The sequence below is a fragment of the Kribbella sp. NPDC054772 genome (genome assembly GCF_053611945.1).
The window spans coordinates 23,776-40,143 of record NZ_JBSHBJ010000038.1 but is presented as its reverse complement, the minus strand read 5'-3'; the positions used below and the strand labels follow the sequence as shown (position 1 = coordinate 40,143).

Annotated in this window: 14 protein-coding genes; 9 read left to right on the top strand and 5 right to left on the bottom strand. The window is 69.6% G+C overall.

All coding sequences use genetic code 11. The features are described from left to right. Positions 1–66: 66 nt before the first annotated feature. From ACWGID_RS36125 to ACWGID_RS36105, 5 genes are all read left to right on the top strand, one after another. Positions 67–1,740 (top strand): acyl-CoA mutase large subunit family protein, encoded by a 1,674-nt coding sequence (locus ACWGID_RS36125; RefSeq protein ID WP_452203855.1) that lies wholly within the window; start codon positions 67–69, stop codon positions 1,738–1,740. 31 nt (positions 1,741–1,771) lie between these two features. Continuing rightward, complete coding sequence (locus ACWGID_RS36120; RefSeq protein ID WP_452203854.1) at positions 1,772–3,463, top strand: NAD-binding protein; 1,692 nt, start codon at positions 1,772–1,774, stop codon at positions 3,461–3,463. Positions 3,464–3,512: 49 nt separating this feature from the next. After that, on the top strand, positions 3,513–4,454 hold the full coding sequence (locus ACWGID_RS36115; protein WP_452203853.1) for a tetratricopeptide repeat protein: 942 nt from the start codon (positions 3,513–3,515) through the stop codon (positions 4,452–4,454). A gap of 95 nt (positions 4,455–4,549) precedes the next feature. Continuing rightward, the gene (locus ACWGID_RS36110) at positions 4,550–5,431 is read left to right on the top strand and encodes a MurR/RpiR family transcriptional regulator (RefSeq protein WP_452203851.1); all 882 of its coding nucleotides are present in this window, start codon (positions 4,550–4,552) and stop codon (positions 5,429–5,431) included. 71 nt (positions 5,432–5,502) lie between these two features. Then, complete coding sequence (locus ACWGID_RS36105; protein WP_452203849.1) at positions 5,503–6,912, top strand: hypothetical protein; 1,410 nt, start codon at positions 5,503–5,505, stop codon at positions 6,910–6,912. A gap of 59 nt (positions 6,913–6,971) precedes the next feature. On the opposite strand, the gene ACWGID_RS36100 is transcribed toward ACWGID_RS36105, so the two are convergent. After that, a complete protein-coding gene (locus tag ACWGID_RS36100) occupies positions 6,972–8,183 on the bottom strand; it encodes a citrate synthase (RefSeq protein ID WP_452203848.1) in 1,212 nt (403 codons plus the stop codon). A gap of 74 nt (positions 8,184–8,257) precedes the next feature. Here ACWGID_RS36100 and ACWGID_RS36095 point away from each other — a divergent pair, with 74 nt between their 5' ends. Next, a complete protein-coding gene (locus tag ACWGID_RS36095; protein WP_452203846.1) occupies positions 8,258–9,397 on the top strand; it encodes a citrate/2-methylcitrate synthase in 1,140 nt (379 codons plus the stop codon). 31 nt (positions 9,398–9,428) lie between these two features. Here the strand turns inward: ACWGID_RS36095 and ACWGID_RS36090 are convergent, their stop codons facing one another. After that, complete coding sequence (locus ACWGID_RS36090; RefSeq protein WP_452203844.1) at positions 9,429–10,862, bottom strand: flavin-containing monooxygenase; 1,434 nt, start codon at positions 10,860–10,862, stop codon at positions 9,429–9,431. 125 nt (positions 10,863–10,987) lie between these two features. On the opposite strand from ACWGID_RS36090, the gene ACWGID_RS36085 reads away from it, so the two are divergent. Together ACWGID_RS36085 and ACWGID_RS36080 are read left to right on the top strand one after the other, a co-directional pair. Then, positions 10,988–11,356 carry a YciI family protein gene (locus tag ACWGID_RS36085; RefSeq protein ID WP_452203842.1) on the top strand — a complete coding sequence of 123 codons (369 nt, stop codon included), beginning with the start codon at positions 10,988–10,990 and terminating at the stop codon, positions 11,354–11,356. A 97-nt stretch (positions 11,357–11,453) separates the two neighbouring features. Then, positions 11,454–12,656 (top strand): RNA polymerase sigma factor, encoded by a 1,203-nt coding sequence (locus ACWGID_RS36080; protein ID WP_452203841.1) that lies wholly within the window; start codon positions 11,454–11,456, stop codon positions 12,654–12,656. On the opposite strand, the gene ACWGID_RS36075 is transcribed toward ACWGID_RS36080, so the two are convergent. Beyond that, a complete protein-coding gene (locus tag ACWGID_RS36075; protein WP_452203840.1) occupies positions 12,653–13,069 on the bottom strand; it encodes a MerR family transcriptional regulator in 417 nt (138 codons plus the stop codon). The two genes, ACWGID_RS36080 and ACWGID_RS36075, sit on opposite strands and share 4 nt — an antisense overlap. Positions 13,070–13,093: 24 nt before the next feature. Between ACWGID_RS36075 and ACWGID_RS36070 the strand changes: the two genes are divergently transcribed. Next, entirely contained in the window at positions 13,094–14,488 is a 1,395-nt protein-coding gene (locus ACWGID_RS36070; protein WP_452203838.1) for an MFS transporter, read from the top strand. On the opposite strand, the gene ACWGID_RS36065 is transcribed toward ACWGID_RS36070, so the two are convergent. Both ACWGID_RS36065 and ACWGID_RS36060 read right to left on the bottom strand, forming a co-directional pair. Beyond that, positions 14,469–15,431: an RNA polymerase subunit sigma-70 gene (locus tag ACWGID_RS36065; protein ID WP_452203837.1), complete on the bottom strand. Its 963-nt coding sequence runs from the start codon at positions 15,429–15,431 to the stop codon at positions 14,469–14,471. The genes ACWGID_RS36070 and ACWGID_RS36065 overlap by 20 nt on opposite strands. Continuing rightward, the gene (locus ACWGID_RS36060) at positions 15,428–16,312 is read right to left on the bottom strand and encodes an alpha/beta hydrolase (protein ID WP_452203836.1); all 885 of its coding nucleotides are present in this window, start codon (positions 16,310–16,312) and stop codon (positions 15,428–15,430) included. Before ACWGID_RS36060 ends, ACWGID_RS36065 begins: the two co-directional genes overlap by 4 nt. Positions 16,313–16,368 lie beyond the last annotated feature (56 nt).

Here is a 16,368-nt window from a genome sequence, read left to right as displayed (position 1 = left end):
CTGGCGGATTGGAAATAGTTGGACGTCCTAGTATTTTAGGGACCAGTTCTCTAGGAGGTCTGACTGATGGATGCCGAGCAGATCGCGGCCGGGCGTGACCGGTGGCAGCAGCGGTACGACGCGGCGCGCACGCGGGAGGCGGATTTCACCACCCTCTCGGGCACCGAGGTCGAGCCGGTCTACGGGCCACCCGAGGGGGTCGCCGACCCGCGGATGGAGCGGATCGGCTGGCCGGGGGAGTTCCCGTTCACTCGCGGGCTGTACGCGACCGGCTACCGCGGCCGGACCTGGACGATCCGGCAGTTCGCCGGGTTCGGGAACGCGGAGCAGACGAACGAGCGCTACCGGATGATCCTGAACGGCGGTGGCGGCGGCCTCTCGGTCGCGTTCGACATGCCGACGCTGATGGGCCGCGACTCCGACGACCCCAAGTCGCTCGGTGAGGTCGGCCACTGCGGCGTCGCGATCGACTCCGCCGACGACATGGACCGGCTGTTCAAGGACATCCCGCTGCAGGACGTCACCACGTCGATGACGATCTCCGGCCCGGCGGTGCCCGCCTTCTGCATGTACCTGGTCGCGGCCGAGCGCCAGGGCGCCGACATCACCAAGCTCAACGGCACCCTGCAGACCGACATCTTCAAGGAGTACATCGCGCAGAAGGAGTGGCTGTTCCCGCCCGAGCCGCATCTGCGCCTGATCGGCGACCTGATGGAGTACTGCGCCACCACGATCCCGGCGTACAAGCCGTTGAGTGTTTCCGGGTACCACATCCGTGAGGCCGGTTCGACGGCCGGGCAGGAGCTGGCGTACACGCTCGCCGACGGCTTCGGGTACGTCGAGCTCGGGCTGTCCCGCGGGCTCGACGTCGACGTGTTCGCGCCCGGCCTGTCGTTCTTCTTCGACAGCCACCTGGACTTCTTCGAGGAGATCGCGAAGTTCCGCGCGGCCCGCCGGATCTGGGCGCGCTGGCTGCGTGACGAGTACGGGGCGAAGACCGACAAGGCGCAGTGGCTGCGGTTCCACACCCAGACCGCGGGCGTGTCGCTGACCGCGCAGCAGCCGTACAACAACGTCGTACGGACGGCTGTCGAGGCGCTGGCCGCCGTACTCGGTGGGACGAACTCGCTGCACACCAACGCGCTCGACGAGACGCTCGCGCTGCCGTCCGAGGAGTCGGCCGAGATCGCGTTGCGGACCCAGTCGGTGCTGATGGAGGAGGTCGGCGTCACCAATGTCGCCGACCCGCTCGGCGGCTCCTGGTACGTCGAGGCGCTCACCGACAAGATCGAGGCCGAGGCCGAGGAGATCTTCGCGCGGATCAAGGAGATGAGCCCGGACGAGTCGATGACCGGCGGCATCCTGCGCGGGATCGAGGACGGCTGGTTCATGGCCGAGATCGCCGACGCCGCCTTCGAGTACCAGCAGAAACTCGAGAAGGGCGAGAAAAAGATCGTCGGCGTGAACACGCTGACCGACACCGTCTCCGGGGACCTGGAGATCCTCCGGGTGTCGCACGAGGTCGAGGTCGAGCAGTGCCGAGTGCTGGCCGAACGCAAGTCCCTCCGCGACGAGGACCGGGTACGTCGTACGCTGTCCGCTCTGGTGGAGGCGGCCAGCGGCACTGGCAACCTGATCGAGCCCATGCTGGAGGCGGTGCGTGCGGAGGCCACGATGGGGGAAATCTGTCACGTTCTTCGGGAACAGTGGGGAGAGTACCGGGAGCCCGCCCGATTCTGATCAGCCGCCACCGCCCGAGCGGTCCACGGGCGTGGCCGGCGCGATCGGCCCGCCCGACGGGCGCCGGGTCGTGGTCTGCGGCTCGGACCGCACGATGCTGCGGGTGGTCACCGAGCTGGTGAGCTCGGGCGAGCGGGTGACCGCGATCGTCAACCCCGCGTCGCGGCACTACGACCGGATCGGCGAGCTCGGCGCGACCGTGATGGGCGCCCGGGTGATCAGCGAGTCACTGCTGCGCCGGGCCGGCGTCGACGCGGCCGACGACGGTACGCCGTCCACCGCGCGGGCGCTCGTGCTGCTGGACACCGACGACGTCCACAACGTGCACACCGCGCTCACCGCCCGCGACATGGATCCGGAGCTGCGGATCGTCGTACAGATGGTGAACCCGCGGCTCGGCAAGCAGATGAACAGCCTGCTCGGCGACTGCGTGGTGATCAACGGGCCGTCGCTGGCCGCGCCCGCGTTCGTCTCCGACGCGCTCGAGGACGACGAACTGACCTGGCTCGAACTCGGTGGCCGGCGACTCGTCGTGGGCCAGGCCGACCTGATCCGGGAGCCACATCTGACCGTGCTGGCGGACACCACGTCGTCCGCGACGCCCGAGTTGCTGCCGCTGTCCAGCTCCGACCCCGAAGGCGACATCGTGCTCGGGACCGGGGTGCGGGAGGTGTGGCGGAGTCGCGACGTACGGCCGGCCGGTTGGCTGATGGCGATGCGCGACATTCTCGACAGCCGGGTCCGGAAGATCGCCGCGCTGATGGCGCTGCTCGTCGCGGGCGGCACCGCGGTCGTGCACTTCTTCGGCGGGGTCGAGTGGTGGCGCGCGATCTACCTCGCGGCGGGCGCGGTGACGTCGGCCGGGATCGAGGACAACGCGTTCTCCGACGCCGAGCCGTGGGTCAAGGTGGCGTCGGTCGTCGTACAACTGACGGGCATCGTGCTGATGGCGCTGCTGACCGCGGTCGTGGTCGACTCGCTGATCGGGGCGCGGCTGTCGCGGATCATCGGTGGGGTGCGCGGCCGGCCGCGGAACCACGTGGTGGTGTGCGGCCTCGGGACGGTCGGCGCGCGGGTGCTCGAGATCCTCACCGAGCGCGGCGTCGCGGTGGTCGGCGTCGACATGGACGAGGACGCGCCCGGCATCCAGGTCGCGCACCGGCTGCGGATCCCGGTCGTGATCGGGGACAGCAGCAACGAGGAGACGCTGCGGTCGGCCGGTGTGCAGCGCTGCCAGTCGGTGCTCGCGATCACCGACGGCGACATCACCAACCTGGAATCGGCGATGGTGGTCCGGGATCTGAACCCGGAAGCCCGGATCACGATGCGGATGTTCGATCACGACCTGGCGCAGCGGGTCGAGCGGCGGCTGGGTCTCGGCCACAGCCGGTCGGTGTCGATGCTGGTCGCGCCGGCGGTCGCCGCCGCGGTGGCGAACCGGCGCAGTCAGTTGACGGTTCCGGCCGGTCGCCGCGTTCTGCTGCTGACCGAGGTGACGGTCGAGGCCGGGTCGGTCGCCGGTGGGCGGCGGCTCGGCGAACTGGACGAGCCGGGCGGGCTGCGGGTGCTCGCTCGGCAGGACGTCGGGGAGGCCTGGGACTGGAGTCCCAAGCCCGAACGGGAGCTGCAGGCGGGGGACCGGATCGCGGTCGCGGGCACGCGCAGCGGGCTGGCCCGGCTACTGATGGCGACCCGGGGGCAGCGCGGTTCGGTAGCGTCGTAGAGGATGGACCTGTGAACGTACAGAGTGCGCACGGAATGCGAGGACAGTGGTGAGCCAGTCCAACTTCTCCCGTCCCGGGGCGATCGACCTGTCGTCCCTCCGCAAGCCGGCCGGTGCGGCCGGCGCGCCAGCGGGCGGTGGCCCGAGTGGCGGTCAGGGCGGTGGCGCCGCGGGCGCGTACGTGCTGGACGTCACCGAGGCGAACTTCCAGGCCGATGTGATCGAGCGGTCCATCCAGGCCCCGGTCGTGGTCGAGCTCTGGTCGCCGCGGGCGCCGGGCGCGACCGAGCTCGGCGCGGTGCTGGCCAAGCTGTCGACCGAGTACGCCGGGAAGTTCCTGCTGGCGCGGATCGACGTCGACGCCAGCCCGCAGGTCGCCCAGGCGTTCGGCGTGCAGTCGGTGCCGGTCGTGATCGCCATCCTGCGGGGTCAGCCGGTGCCGCTGTTCCAGGGCGTCCTCGGCGAGCCGGAGGTCCGGCAGTACCTCGACCAGTTGCTGACCGTGGCGGTTGCCAACGGCATCACCGGGCGGGCCGACCCGGTCGGTGGTCCGGCGCCCGAGCCGGTCGAGGAAGACGCTCCGAACCCGCGGTACGAGGCGGCCGAGAACGCTGTCGGCGCGGGCGATCTCGACGGCGCGATCGCGGCGTACGAGGAGCTGCTGAAGGAGACGCCGGCCGACGCCGAGGCGAAGTCCGGGCTGGCCCGGGTGCAGCTGGTGAAGCGTACGCAGGACGTCCCGGCCGACGTCCGGACCCGCGCGGCCGACAACCCGACGGACGTCGAGGCGCAGCTGCTGGTCGCCGACGTCGACCTGATGGGTGGGCACGTGGACGACGCGTTCGCGCGGCTGATCAGCACGGTCCAGGCGACGGCGGGGGACGAGCGGAACGCCGTCCGGCTGCACCTGCTGGAGCTGTTCGACGTCGTCGGCGCGGACGACGACCGGGTGATCAAGGCCCGCCGCCGCCTGATGTCGGCGCTGTTCTAGTCATCTTTGGCCGTCCGCCTCGCTGAACGAGCTGGCCGGAATCGGACAGTGTGAATTCTTGTAATTGGTCTTGAAGTGCTCTGAGAATTCTTCACATGAGCGCTGTCGAGTCACCGCCGCCGAGTCTCGAGGCGCGCATCAACGGCCTGCTGCCGGCACTCAGCCCGGCGCAGGCCCGGATCGCGACCGAAGTCCTGCGGGATCCGGCGGCGGTCGCCTCGTCGACGATCGGCCAGCTGGCGGCCCGGTGTGGGACGTCGCTGCCGAGCGTCACGCGGTTCTGCCTCGCGCTCGGCTTGTCCGGGTACGCCGAACTCCGGCTCGCGCTCGCGGCTGAGACCGGCCGGACGAGTCCGAGCTGGGAACGTGGGACCGGGTCCGAGGTCGGTCCGGACGACTCGCTGGACGACGTACTCCGGACCCTGTTGCGCGCCGACACCCGCGCGCTCGAGGACACCGTCGCGGGGCTGGACGTGAACGCGCTCGGCCGGGCGGTCGCGGCCATCTCGGACGCGCGCAGCATCGACCTGTACGCCGTGGCGGGATCGGCGGCCGTTGCCGAGGACCTGCGGTTGCGACTGCATCGGATCGGGCGCGGCGCCAGCACGTGGAGCGACGTCCACACGGCGCTGGCCAGCTCGGCGCTGCTCGGGACCGGGGACGTCGCGGTCGGGATCTCGCACAGCGGCGAGACGATCGAGGTCCTGGAACCGCTGGCGCGAGCGGGCCGGCAAGGCGCGACGACTGTTGCCATCACCAACTATCCACGATCGCCGCTGGCCCAGGCGGCGGACATCGTGCTGGTCACGTCCGCGCGCGACGTGACGTTCCGGACCGGTGGACTGGCCGGCCGGCACGCCCAGATGATCGTGCTCGACGCGCTCTATCTCGGCGTCGCGCAACGCGACTACCCGCTGGCCGAACAGGCCTTCGACGCCACCGCCGACGCAGTCGCCGACCACCGCCGTCGGCCCTGAACACCTTCCGTCACACGCTGTCCGCGCACGTTTTCTGCCTACTCCGTTCGACCGCCTTCCGAAGGAGCATCATGCAGAGTCCGCACCAAACCCTCGGCCCGTCCCGCCGCGCCTTGCTGCTCGGCGCCGGCGCCACCGCCCTCACCGCCGCCTCCGCTACAACCGCCGCCGCCACGACCGCCTCCGCCGAGACCGCCGGCGCAGCTGGCGTCGCCGGTTCGACCGCGGGGGCCGTCGCGAGTGCCGCCGTACCGTTGCCTGATCAGTTGCCGTTGACGGGTGGACCGGACTTCCCGATCGGGCTGTTCTGGCCGCCGCACCCGTTCGCGAGTACGGCGGACCGGTTCGCGGAGATCAAGGACGCCGGGTTCGACTTCGTCATCTCCGGCAACTACGCGGGTGACGGCAACATCTTCCAGTACCAGCTCGGGCTCGCCCGGGACGCCGGCCTGCAGATGCTGATCTCCGACGACATCCAGATCCGCAACATGTCCCGCTGGTTCTCGATCTCCGACACCACGACAGATTTCCTCAGCGTGACGCCGGCGGAAGCGCGTGAGCTGTACACCCGCGCACGCAACGCATATGGGCCGTACTCGTCACTGGCCGGCTTCAACTTCTACGACGAGCCGGGCGCCGGCTGGTTCGCGACGCTGGCGAAGGCGTTGGCGATCTCCCGGGAGCTGGCGCCGCAGCTGTTGCCGTACATCAACTTGCTCCCGTCGGACGACGCGGCGTACTACCGGAACTTCGTCGACGTGGTGAAACCGTCGCTGATCTCGTTCGACCGGTACCCGCTGCTGTCCGAGGGGCGCGAGGACACGAACTACTTCCACAACTGGGCGATCGTCCGGGACGCCGCCCTGCACGGCGACATCCCGTCCTGGGTGTTCATCCAGACGCTTGCCTACAACAACCATCGGGAACCGACCGCGGCCGAACTGCTGTGGCAGATCAACATCAGCCTCGCGTACGGCGCGAAGGGCATCCAGTACTTCACGTACTGGACCCCGGAGGCCGCGCGCGGCGAGGGCTTCGGGCCGGCGCTGATCACGGTCGACGGTCAGCGGACCTCGCGGTACTACGCCGCGAAGCAGATCAACACCACTTGGCTGCATCAGGTCGGTCGCGAGCTCAAGCCGCTGGTTTCCGAGACCGTTGAGCACGCCAACGAAACACCGTTGCCGAACGGGGCCGTCGGATTCACACCGACCAACCTGGTCTCGGGCATCACCGGCAGTGCGGTCGTGGTCGGGACGTTCCGTTCGCGGGACGCGGCGTCGGGCGACCGCTGGCTGCTCGTCACCAACCGTTCGCACAGCGAGCGCGCACGCGCGGTCGTTTCGCTGAACGACTCGACGGTGGGCTCGGTAGGGGTCTTCCAGCCGACCCGCCAGAAGTATGTCCCGCAGAGCGTCGGCTCGATCCAGGTCTCGCTAGCACCCGGTGCAGCCACCCTGATCAAACTCACCGCCAAGTAATCACGCCGCAGGAACCAACCACCCGCCGCGACACCAGCGGGTGGTTGGTGGGTGGGTGGTCAGTTCGTCTGGCCGGTGTAGACGCCCATGGTGCGGAAGCGGAGGGCGGGGGCCGCGTACTCCTCGAGGGCGTGGGCGGTCCAGCCGACGATGCGGGCGAGGGCGAACAGCGCGTCGCCGGCGTCGGGACGGAAGTCGTACGCGTGCATGATCGCCGCGATCGCGAGATCGCTGTTCGGGAACGTTGGGGTGCGCTCGGCGATCGCCGCGATCGTGTCGACGACGGGATGGTCGCCGAGAAGCTCCAGCAGTACCTCGGCGCGCGGATCGTGCTGCTGGTAGATCTTGTGGCCGAACCCCGGGACGGGCTCACCGGATCGCAGCTGGTCCGAGAGCGCCTTGAGCGGGTCCTGCATCGCCCGGCCGAGGAACTCGTACGCGAGAGTCGGCGCCGCGCCGTGGTACTGCCCGTCGAGCGCGCCGAGCCCGGCCGAGATGACGGCGTACAGGTTGGCGCGGGCGCTCGCGGCGACGCGGGCCGCGACGGTGGAGACCGCGAGACCGTGGTCGGCGAGCAGGATGAGTGCGGCGTCGAGCAGTTCCGGACGCGGCTCGTGATCCGACAGCTTCGGCCAGAGGCGTCCACCCAAGGTGGTACGGGCGGTTGTCGGTCCCGGAAGCGCCGCGACCAGGGTCTCGATCAACGTGCCGGCCGCCGCGGTCACCGACGGCGTCGACAGATCGAACCGCAGCGGGTCCGCCGCGCCCAGCACCGCGACCGCCACCCGCAACCGATCCGTCAGCCGGGCCTCGTCCGGCACCACCTCCATAGCCCGCCGAGCCAGCATCACACCCTCCCGGCCAACGACAAAGGCCGCGTTACGTCCCGCCCCGGTCGGTCCAACGGTTGGCGCCTGGTGCTCCTCTGAGGCGGGCGTTGGCTGTTCGTTTGTCCAGAGGAGGTGGGCTACTTGCTCGACCGTGGCAGTGGTGGCCAGGGTTCGGGCTGGGTGGCCTCGGTAGCAGAGCTCGTCGTCCTGGAGCAGGGTGAGTTGGGACTCGATGCGTTCGACGACGCCGGAGTGTTCGACCGAACGGCTGGCCAGGCGGTCGACCTCGCTCGCGGCGAACAGGCTGCCGCGTCGGCCGCGGGCGCGGACGCTGGTGAGCATGCCGCGGCTGACGTACGCGTAGATCGTCTCGGGCTTCACCTGCAGCCGGCGCGCCACCTCGGCGGTCGTCAGGTAATTCTCGTCACCTTCGGCCGTCATTCCCCGCTCCTCGGACGATTCATGTTGACTGGATCAATATTGACAATAGTTGATTGCCTGTCAACTCTGAAGATATGTCAACAACAATCAATGTTCCGCCGGGCCTGCGCAACGTCGTCGTCACCGAGACGACCCTCGGCGACGTCCGGGGTGACGAGGGGTTCTACCACTACCGGCAGTACTCGGCGATCGATCTCGCCAAGTCCAAGACGCTCGAAGACGTCTGGTACCTGATGTTCGAGGGTCACCTCCCGAGCGCCGCCGAGCGCGACCGGTTCGTCGCCGAGTTGGCGCCGCTGCGGGTGCTGCCCGACGAGGTTCGCGCCGTACTGCCCGCGATCGCGACCGCCGGCGCGGCGTTCAACCCGCTCGCCAGTCTGCGAACGGCGCTGTCGCTGCTTGCTGCGGTTCGTGGTCTCCCGCCGCTCTGGGACGCCGACCCGGCCCGCCGCAAGGCCGACGCCATGCTGGTCTGCGCGGTCACCCCGACGATCCTCGCCGCGCTCTACCGGCTGCGCGAAGGCCAAGAACCGCTGCAGCCGCGCGCAGACCTCACGGCGGCGCAGAACTGGCTGTACCTGGTCACCGGCGCCGAGCCGTCCGCCGTCCACTCGGCCGCGATCGAGCACTACCTGGTATCGACCGTGGACCACGGATTCAATGCGTCGACGTTCACCGCACGCGTCATCGCCTCCACCGGGGCTGACGTGGTCGCGGCCGTGGCGGGTGCGATCGGTGCGTTCTCCGGCCCGCTGCACGGCGGCGCCCCGGACCGCGCGCTCGCCAGCCTCGACGAGATCGGTACGCCGGACCGCATCGACGACTGGGTGCGCGCGAAGGTTTCGGCCGGCGACCGGATCATGGGGTTCGGGCACGCGGTGTACCGCACCGAGGACCCGCGCTCGCTGATGCTGCGCGACATCGCCCGCGGGATCGGCGGTGACCTGGTCGACTTCGCCACGACAGTCGAGCAACGCATCGTCGACGTACTCGCCGAGCTCAAACCGGGCCGCAACCTGTACGCGAACGTGGAGTTCTACGCCGGCGTGGTGATGGAGCTGTGCGGCATCCCGCGCCCGATGTTCACCCCGACCTTCGCCGTCAGTCGCATCATCGGCTGGTCCGCCAACATCCTCGAACAGTCCACCGACCCGAAGATCATCCGCCCGATCGCGACGTACGTCGGCCCGCAGCCCCCGGCGCCCATCCCCTGATCCCGAGGCGGCGGGTTGTCGACCGACGGCGTCAGGTGAAGTGCATGACGCCGTCGGTGACTGGGGTCAGGCGGAGGCGTAGGAGGTCTCGGGGGTAGTTCTGGCGGAGGCGCCAGGGGCCTTGGGTGCCTTGGCGGGGGAGGATGGCGGCGGCTCGGCGGATGTAGCCCGAGGAGAGGTCCACGACCGGGCGGGGTGGGGCGTCGTACTCGGCGGGGTCGACCTGGGGAGTGCAGATCCGGGTGCCGGTGGCGGTCAGGTGGTTCAGCAGGCGGCAGACGTACTGCGAGGTGAGGTCGGAGCGCAGCGTCCAGGAGTTGTTGGTGTAGCCGATGCACCAGGCCAGGTTGGGGACACCGCTGAGCATCATGCCCTGGTAGACGAACGTGTCGTGCGGCGCGACCGGCCGGCCGTCGACGGTCAGCTGGATGTTGCCGAGCGCAACCATGCGGAGGCCGGTCGCGGTCACCACCAGGTCGGCCTCCAGTTCCCGGCCGGATCGCAGCCGCAGACCGGTGGGTGTGAACCGCTCGATCTCGTCGGTGACCACCGATGCCGACCCGTTCCGGAGCGCCTTGAACAGGTCGGCGTCCGGCACCAGGCAGAGCCGCTGGTCCCACGGCTTGTACTTCGGCGTGAAATGCGGATCGACCGGGATCGACGACGGCAGCTGCTTCGCCACCCCGGTGTTCAGCAGCCACGCCGCGTGCGCCGGCCACCGCCGGAACGCACTGTAGATCGCCGAGCTCAGCACCACGTTCTTGCCGCGGATCACCCGGTGCGCGAGCTTCTCCGGCAGTACGGCGCGGAGGCGGTCGGACAGCGCGTCACGGGCCGGGCGGGAGGCGACGTAGCTCGGGGACCGCTGCAGCATCGTCACGTGGTCCGCCGTACCGGCCATGGCGGGTACTAGTGTCACGGCGGTCGCACCGCTGCCGATCACGACGACTCGCTGACCCGTGTAGTCCAGATCGGCCGGCCAGTGCTGCGGATGCACGATCCGCCCCTCGAACGAGCTCTGCCCGTCGAAGTCGACCACATAGCCCGAGTCGTAGTCGTAGTACCCGCTGCACACGTAGAAGAACGAGCAGGTGTACGTCGCCTCCGCCGTCTCCACCGTCCATAGCGCGTCGGCCGACGACCACGAGGCGCGGACGACGCGCTGCCCGTAGCGGATGTGCTTGTCGATCCCGTACGTCGACGCCGTCTCGTGCAGGTACTCGAGGATCGACGGACCGTCCGCGATCGCCTTCGCCGCCCGCCACGGGTGGAACGGGAAGCCGAGCGTGAACATGTCGGAGTCCGAGCGGACCCCCGGGTACCGGAACAGGTCCCAGGTGCCGCCGAGCGTGTCGCGCGCCTCGAGCACGGCGTACGTACGCTCGGGGCAACGGGTCTGCAGGCGGTACGCCGCACCGATCCCGGACAGGCCCGCGCCGACGATCAGGACGTCGAGGTGCTGCATAGCCGCCACGGTACTCAACAGTAATGAAGATTCGCACCCGGCGTTGTCGATTCCGTGTCGCGGCATTCGTCAGCAAGATGTCCAGGAAGAACGAGGAAGCACGCAGTACACGAGGGGAGCCTGAAATGGCGCAGTACATGTTCCTGCTGTTCGACAGCGAGGAGTGGTACGACAATCTGACGCGGGACGAGTGGCAGCAGGCGATGAAGCTGCACGGTGAGTTCGCGGCAGCGGTGGAGAAGGCCGGGGCGCGGATCCTCGGCGGCGAGGCGCTCGAGCGGTCCACCACGGCGAGCACGGTCCGGCAGCGTGAGGGCGCGGAGCCGATGGTCACCGACGGGCCGTTCATCGAGACCCGGGAGGCGCTCGGTGGCTTCTACGTCATCGAGGCCCGTGACCTCGACCAGGCGCTGGAGCTGGCGAAGATCTGCCCGTCGGGCAACGTCGAGGTACGCCCGGTGATGGACACGTCGCCCGAAGCGGCGCCGGCCTGATCATGGCGTGCGACCCGGGTACGCCGGTGTTCCGTCCACCGGCGTACCCACGGGTGCGCGGTCAGAAGGTCTGGGGGGAGAGGTGAGGGTGGAAGCGGTGGAGGTGACCCGGGTGCTGGCCCGGGTGCACCGGGAGAGCTGGTCGACGGTGCTGGCGTCGGTGGTTCGGCTGACGCGCGACCTGGACCTCGCGGAGGACTGCACGCAGGACGCGTTCGTGCAGGCGTTGCGCACCTGGCCGGAGGGCATCCCGGACAACCCCGGGGGCTGGCTGACGACGGTCGCGCGGCGACTGGCGCTGGACCGGCTGCGGCGAGAGACGAACCTGCGGCGGAAGCTGCCGCTGCTGGTGGAGGAGCCCGGCGAGGACGAGCAGCCGACGGATCCGTTGCGGCTGGTCTTCACCTGCTGCCACCCCGCGCTGGCGCGGGAGTCGCAGGTGGCGTTGACGCTGCGGCTGATCTGCGGACTGACCACGCGTGAGGTCGCCGCGGTGCTGCTGATCCCCGAGGCGACGGCGGCGGCGCGGATCACCCGCGCGAAGAAGAAGATCGCCGCGGCGGGGATCCCGTACCGGATCCCGGCGGATCACGAGCTGCCCGCCCGGATGGATGTGGTGCTCACTGTCGTCCACCTGGTCTACACGGCCGGGTACGTCGCGGCGGGGGCGGAACTGACCCGGTCCGATCTGACCGGGCGGGCGATCGAGCTGGCCCGGATGCTGGTGCGGTTGATGCCGGACGAGCCGGAACCGCAGGCGCTGCTCGGCTTGCTGCTGATGACCGAGGCACGCGGTGATGCGCGGGTCAGCGCGGACGGCGAGCTGGTGTTGCTGGCAGATCAGGACCGGTCGCGGTGGGATCCGCAGCTACTGGCGGAGGGCGTGTCGCGGGCTACGGCGGCCTTGCAGAGGGGTCACGGCCGCTTCGCCCTGCAGGCGGCGGTTGCGGGTCTGCACGTGACCGCGCCGTCGTGGGAGCAGACGGACTGGCGCCAGGTAGTCCGGATGTACGACGCGATGATGGTGAGCTGGCCGACGCCGATCGTCGCGCTCAACCGGGTGGCGGCGCACAGTCTGGTGCCGGGGGCCGATCTGGAGGCGGTGCTGGTCGAGCTGGATGCCCTGGGCAAGGAATCTGCGCTGGCCGGGTACGCGTATCTGCCGGCGACTCGTGCCGACGTCCTGGCAAGACTCGAGCGGACCGAGGAGGCCGCCGCGGCGTACGCGCAGGCGATCGAGCTGACCGCCAACGAGACAGAGCGCCGCTTCCTGGCGAGCCGTCGGCAGGCCCTGATCTAGGCTCGCGGCGCCCACAGTTGGTCGGCGTCGCCGGCTTCCAGGCGGCCGCGGTAGACGTCGATCTTGTGGTCGATGAGGCCGAGGCTCTCCTCGAGGTCGGCGAGTTTGGTGAGGATCTCGGCGCGGTGCGTCTCGAGGAGTTCCAGCCGGTCCTTCTCGTTGCCACGGCCGGCGATCACGAGTTCGGCGTACCGGCGGATGGTGCGGATCGGCATGCCGGTGGCGCGGAACTTGGTGCAGATCTTGATCCAGTCCAGGTCGAGCTGCCGGTAGCGGCGGCGGCCGCCGGCGGTCCGGTCGACGGTGGTGACGACCAGGCCGGCGCGCTCGTAGTACCGCAAGGTGTGGACACTGACGCCGGTGCGTTCGGCGGCTTCGGCGATGCTGATCCCGCGTTCATTGACTTCGAGCACGCTCTAAATCCTAGCGTCGTACCCATGACCCTTCCAGCGCTCGAGGCCCCCGCCCGGACCCGCCGGTACGTCGTGCTCGCGATCTGCTGCGCCAGCATCCTCGTCTCGGTGATGGACATCTCGATCGTCAACATGGCACTGCCCGCGATCCGGGACGGTCTCGGCGCCTCGACGGCCGGCCTGCAGTGGACGGTCGACGCCTACACGCTGGTGCTGGCGAGCTTCCTGCTGCTGGCCGGCTCCACCGCGGATAGGTTCGGCCGGAAGAAGATGTTCCGGCTCGGCCTGATCCTCTTCGGGCTCGGCTCGCTGCTGTGCAGCCTGGCGCCCGGTATCGGCTGGCTGATCGCCGCCCGCGCCGTGCAGGCGGTCGGCGGCACGATGCTCAACCCGGTCGCGATGGCGATCGTGGTGACGGTGTTCCCGGACCGCGCCGAACGAGCCCGGGCGATCGGCATCTTCGGTGCCACCGCCGGCCTGTCGCTCGTGCTCGGCCCGATCGTCGGCGGCGCCCTGGTCGACGGCCTCGGCTGGCGCTCGATCTTCTGGGTGAACCTGCCGATCGTCGCGCTCGCGGTGCTGCTCACCAGCCGGTACGTCCCCGAGTCCCGCGCCGCGCACGGCCGCCGGTTCGACCCGGTCGGCCAACTCCTGGTCATCCTGGTTCTGGGCGGTGTCGTCTCGGCGATCATCGAGTCCGAGAAACACACGCCGTACCTGCTCGTCGCGATCGCCGCCGTCTCAGCGGCCGCACTGATCGCCTACGAACGCCGCCGTTCCGAACCGTTGCTCGAGCTCCGGCTGTTCCGCAGTATCCCGTTCAGTTCGGCGGTCGTGATCGCGATGTTCGCGTACAGCGGGTTCGGAGCGTTCCTCTTCGTCACCACGCTCTACCTACAGAGCGTCCGCCACCTGTCAGCTCTGCACGCCGGCCTATGCCTATTGCCCGTCGGCCTGCTGATCTGCGTCCTCTCACCGCTGACCGGCCGCATCGTCGGCTCGCGCGGCCCGCGTACACCGCTCGTGATCGCGGGTACGGCGCTCACACTCGGAGCAATCGCCTCGCTCACCATCGGTGCAGCCACGCCACTCGCCGTCGTACTCGCGATCTTCCTGTTGTTCGGCGTCTTCCTCGGCACGATCAACCCGCCAATCGCGAACTCGGCGGTCTCGGGCATGCCCGGTTCGATGGCCGGTCTGGCCGCCTCCCTCGCCTCGGTCGGCCGCCAGACAGGTACGTCGCTCGGTGTCGCGGTCGCCGGTTCGATCGTCGGCGCCACCGCGACGACCGATCCACAGCGGTTCGTCCGCGCCGAGCATGCGGTGTGGTGGCCGACCGTCGCGATGGGGCTCGTCGTTGTGGCGCTGGCCCTGGTGAGCACGAGTCACCGGGCCCGACTCACCGTCCGGGAGCTGTGACCGGCAAGCCGAAATCGGTGACGAGGCTCGGTGTGCTGAACACGTGGATGTGCGTGATCCCCGTCGGCGTCGGCGTCAGTACCGCGACGCCGTACGGATCGCCCTTGAGGTAGGCACCGACTGCCGGCTGGCCGTTGGCGACGATCGGGATCATCGTCCAATCGCCTGGGTCGCCGACCGCGGAGGCCAGCAACTGCAGGCACATCACGCGACCGTTGAACCAGGTCGTGGTCCCGACCATCTCGATCGCGGCGTCAGCACGCAAGGCGCGTTCGAGAGCAGCGGTGTCGGCGTTCTCGAAGCCGGTGATGTACTCGGCCAGCAGAGCCCGCGCCTGGGGATCGTCCGGTTCGACGAGCTCGTCCTGCGCGGGCGCAGTCTCGTCGAGCCGAGCGCGGGCCCGCTGCAGCGTGCTCTTCACCGCCGCGACCGAGGTGTCGAGCATCGTCGCGACCTCGGCCGCCGGGAAGGCGAGCACCTCCCGCAGGATCAGTACGGCGCGCTGCTTCGCGGGCAGGTACTGCAATGCCGCGATCAGCGCCAGCCGCAGACTCTCGCGCCCCGCCACGATCGACGCGGGATCGGACGCGACCAGTGACTCCGCCATGGGTTCGATCCAGCCGATGTCCTCAGGCGCAGGCGGGGGAGCAGTGGTCAGGTCCGGGCTCGGAGCGGCGATCCCGGACGGCAGCGCGCGCCGGCCGCGTTGCTCGAGCGCGGTAAGGCAGACGTTGGTCGCGATCCGGTACAGCCAGACCCGCACCGACGAGCGACCCTCGAAACCCGGCCAAGCCCGCCACCCCCGCAGGTACGTCTCCTGTACGGCGTCCTCCGCCTCGTGCACCGACGCGAGCATCCGGTAGCAGTGCGCGAGCAACTCCTTGCGGAACGGTTCACTCGACGTCGCGAAGTCGCTGCCCACCACTACTCCCTCAACAGTCACAGCCCCAGAACCTTCCGCGCCCAGACTGCCATCCGCTGGATCGCATCGTCCGCCTCCGGCGCGCGACCCGCCGCCATCTGGAAGGTGTGCTGCATCTCCGGGAACACGTCCAGCCGCACCTCCACACCGGCCTTCTCCGCGGCGGCCGCGAGATCCTTCGCATCGTCCACCAGTACTTCGTCCCCGCCCGCCTGGATGTACAGCGGTCCGAGCCCGGTCAGGTCGCCGTACAGCGGGTTCACGAACGGGTCCCGCGGCGAGCCGTCCGGCCCGAGGAAGATCCACGTGAGTCCACGCACCACGTCGCGGTCGAAGAAAAGGTCACTCTCCCGATTGACGTCGTACGACGCTCCGCTCGCCTCGAAGTCCACCCACGGCGAGAACGGCATGGCGCCGGCCGGCAGCGGCAGTCCGACCGAGGCGGCGCGGAGCTGGGTGGTGATCGCCATACCGCCGCCCGCGGAGTCGCCCGTGAACACAATGTGCTCCGGCGCGATGCCTTGGTCGAGCAGCCAGCGATACGTGTCGACCGCGTCGTCGAGCTGAACCGGGTGGATCTGCTCGGGCGCCAGCGGGTAGTCGAAGAGCAGTGCCCGGACGCCGGCCGCGCGGGCCAGATGAGCGAACATCTTGCGGTGCGAGTACCGCGATCCGCTGACGTACCCGCCGCCGTGCAGGCAGAGCAGCACCCGGTCCGTGGCGGCCTCGTGCGGCACGATCCAGAGCGCGGAACGTCCGGGTACCGCTAAGTAGTCCACATCTGAGGGCTCGGCCGTCAGCTCGGCCCAGCGATGATCGGCCTGTTCCCGATCGACCTGCCCGTACGACGCCTTCGCCGCTGCCCAGTGCCGTCGTACCGCTTCCGACTCCGTGCTTGCCATGAGATTCCTTCCGTGGCTGTTCTGTCACCGGTATTGACCGGCGAACCCCCGAAAAG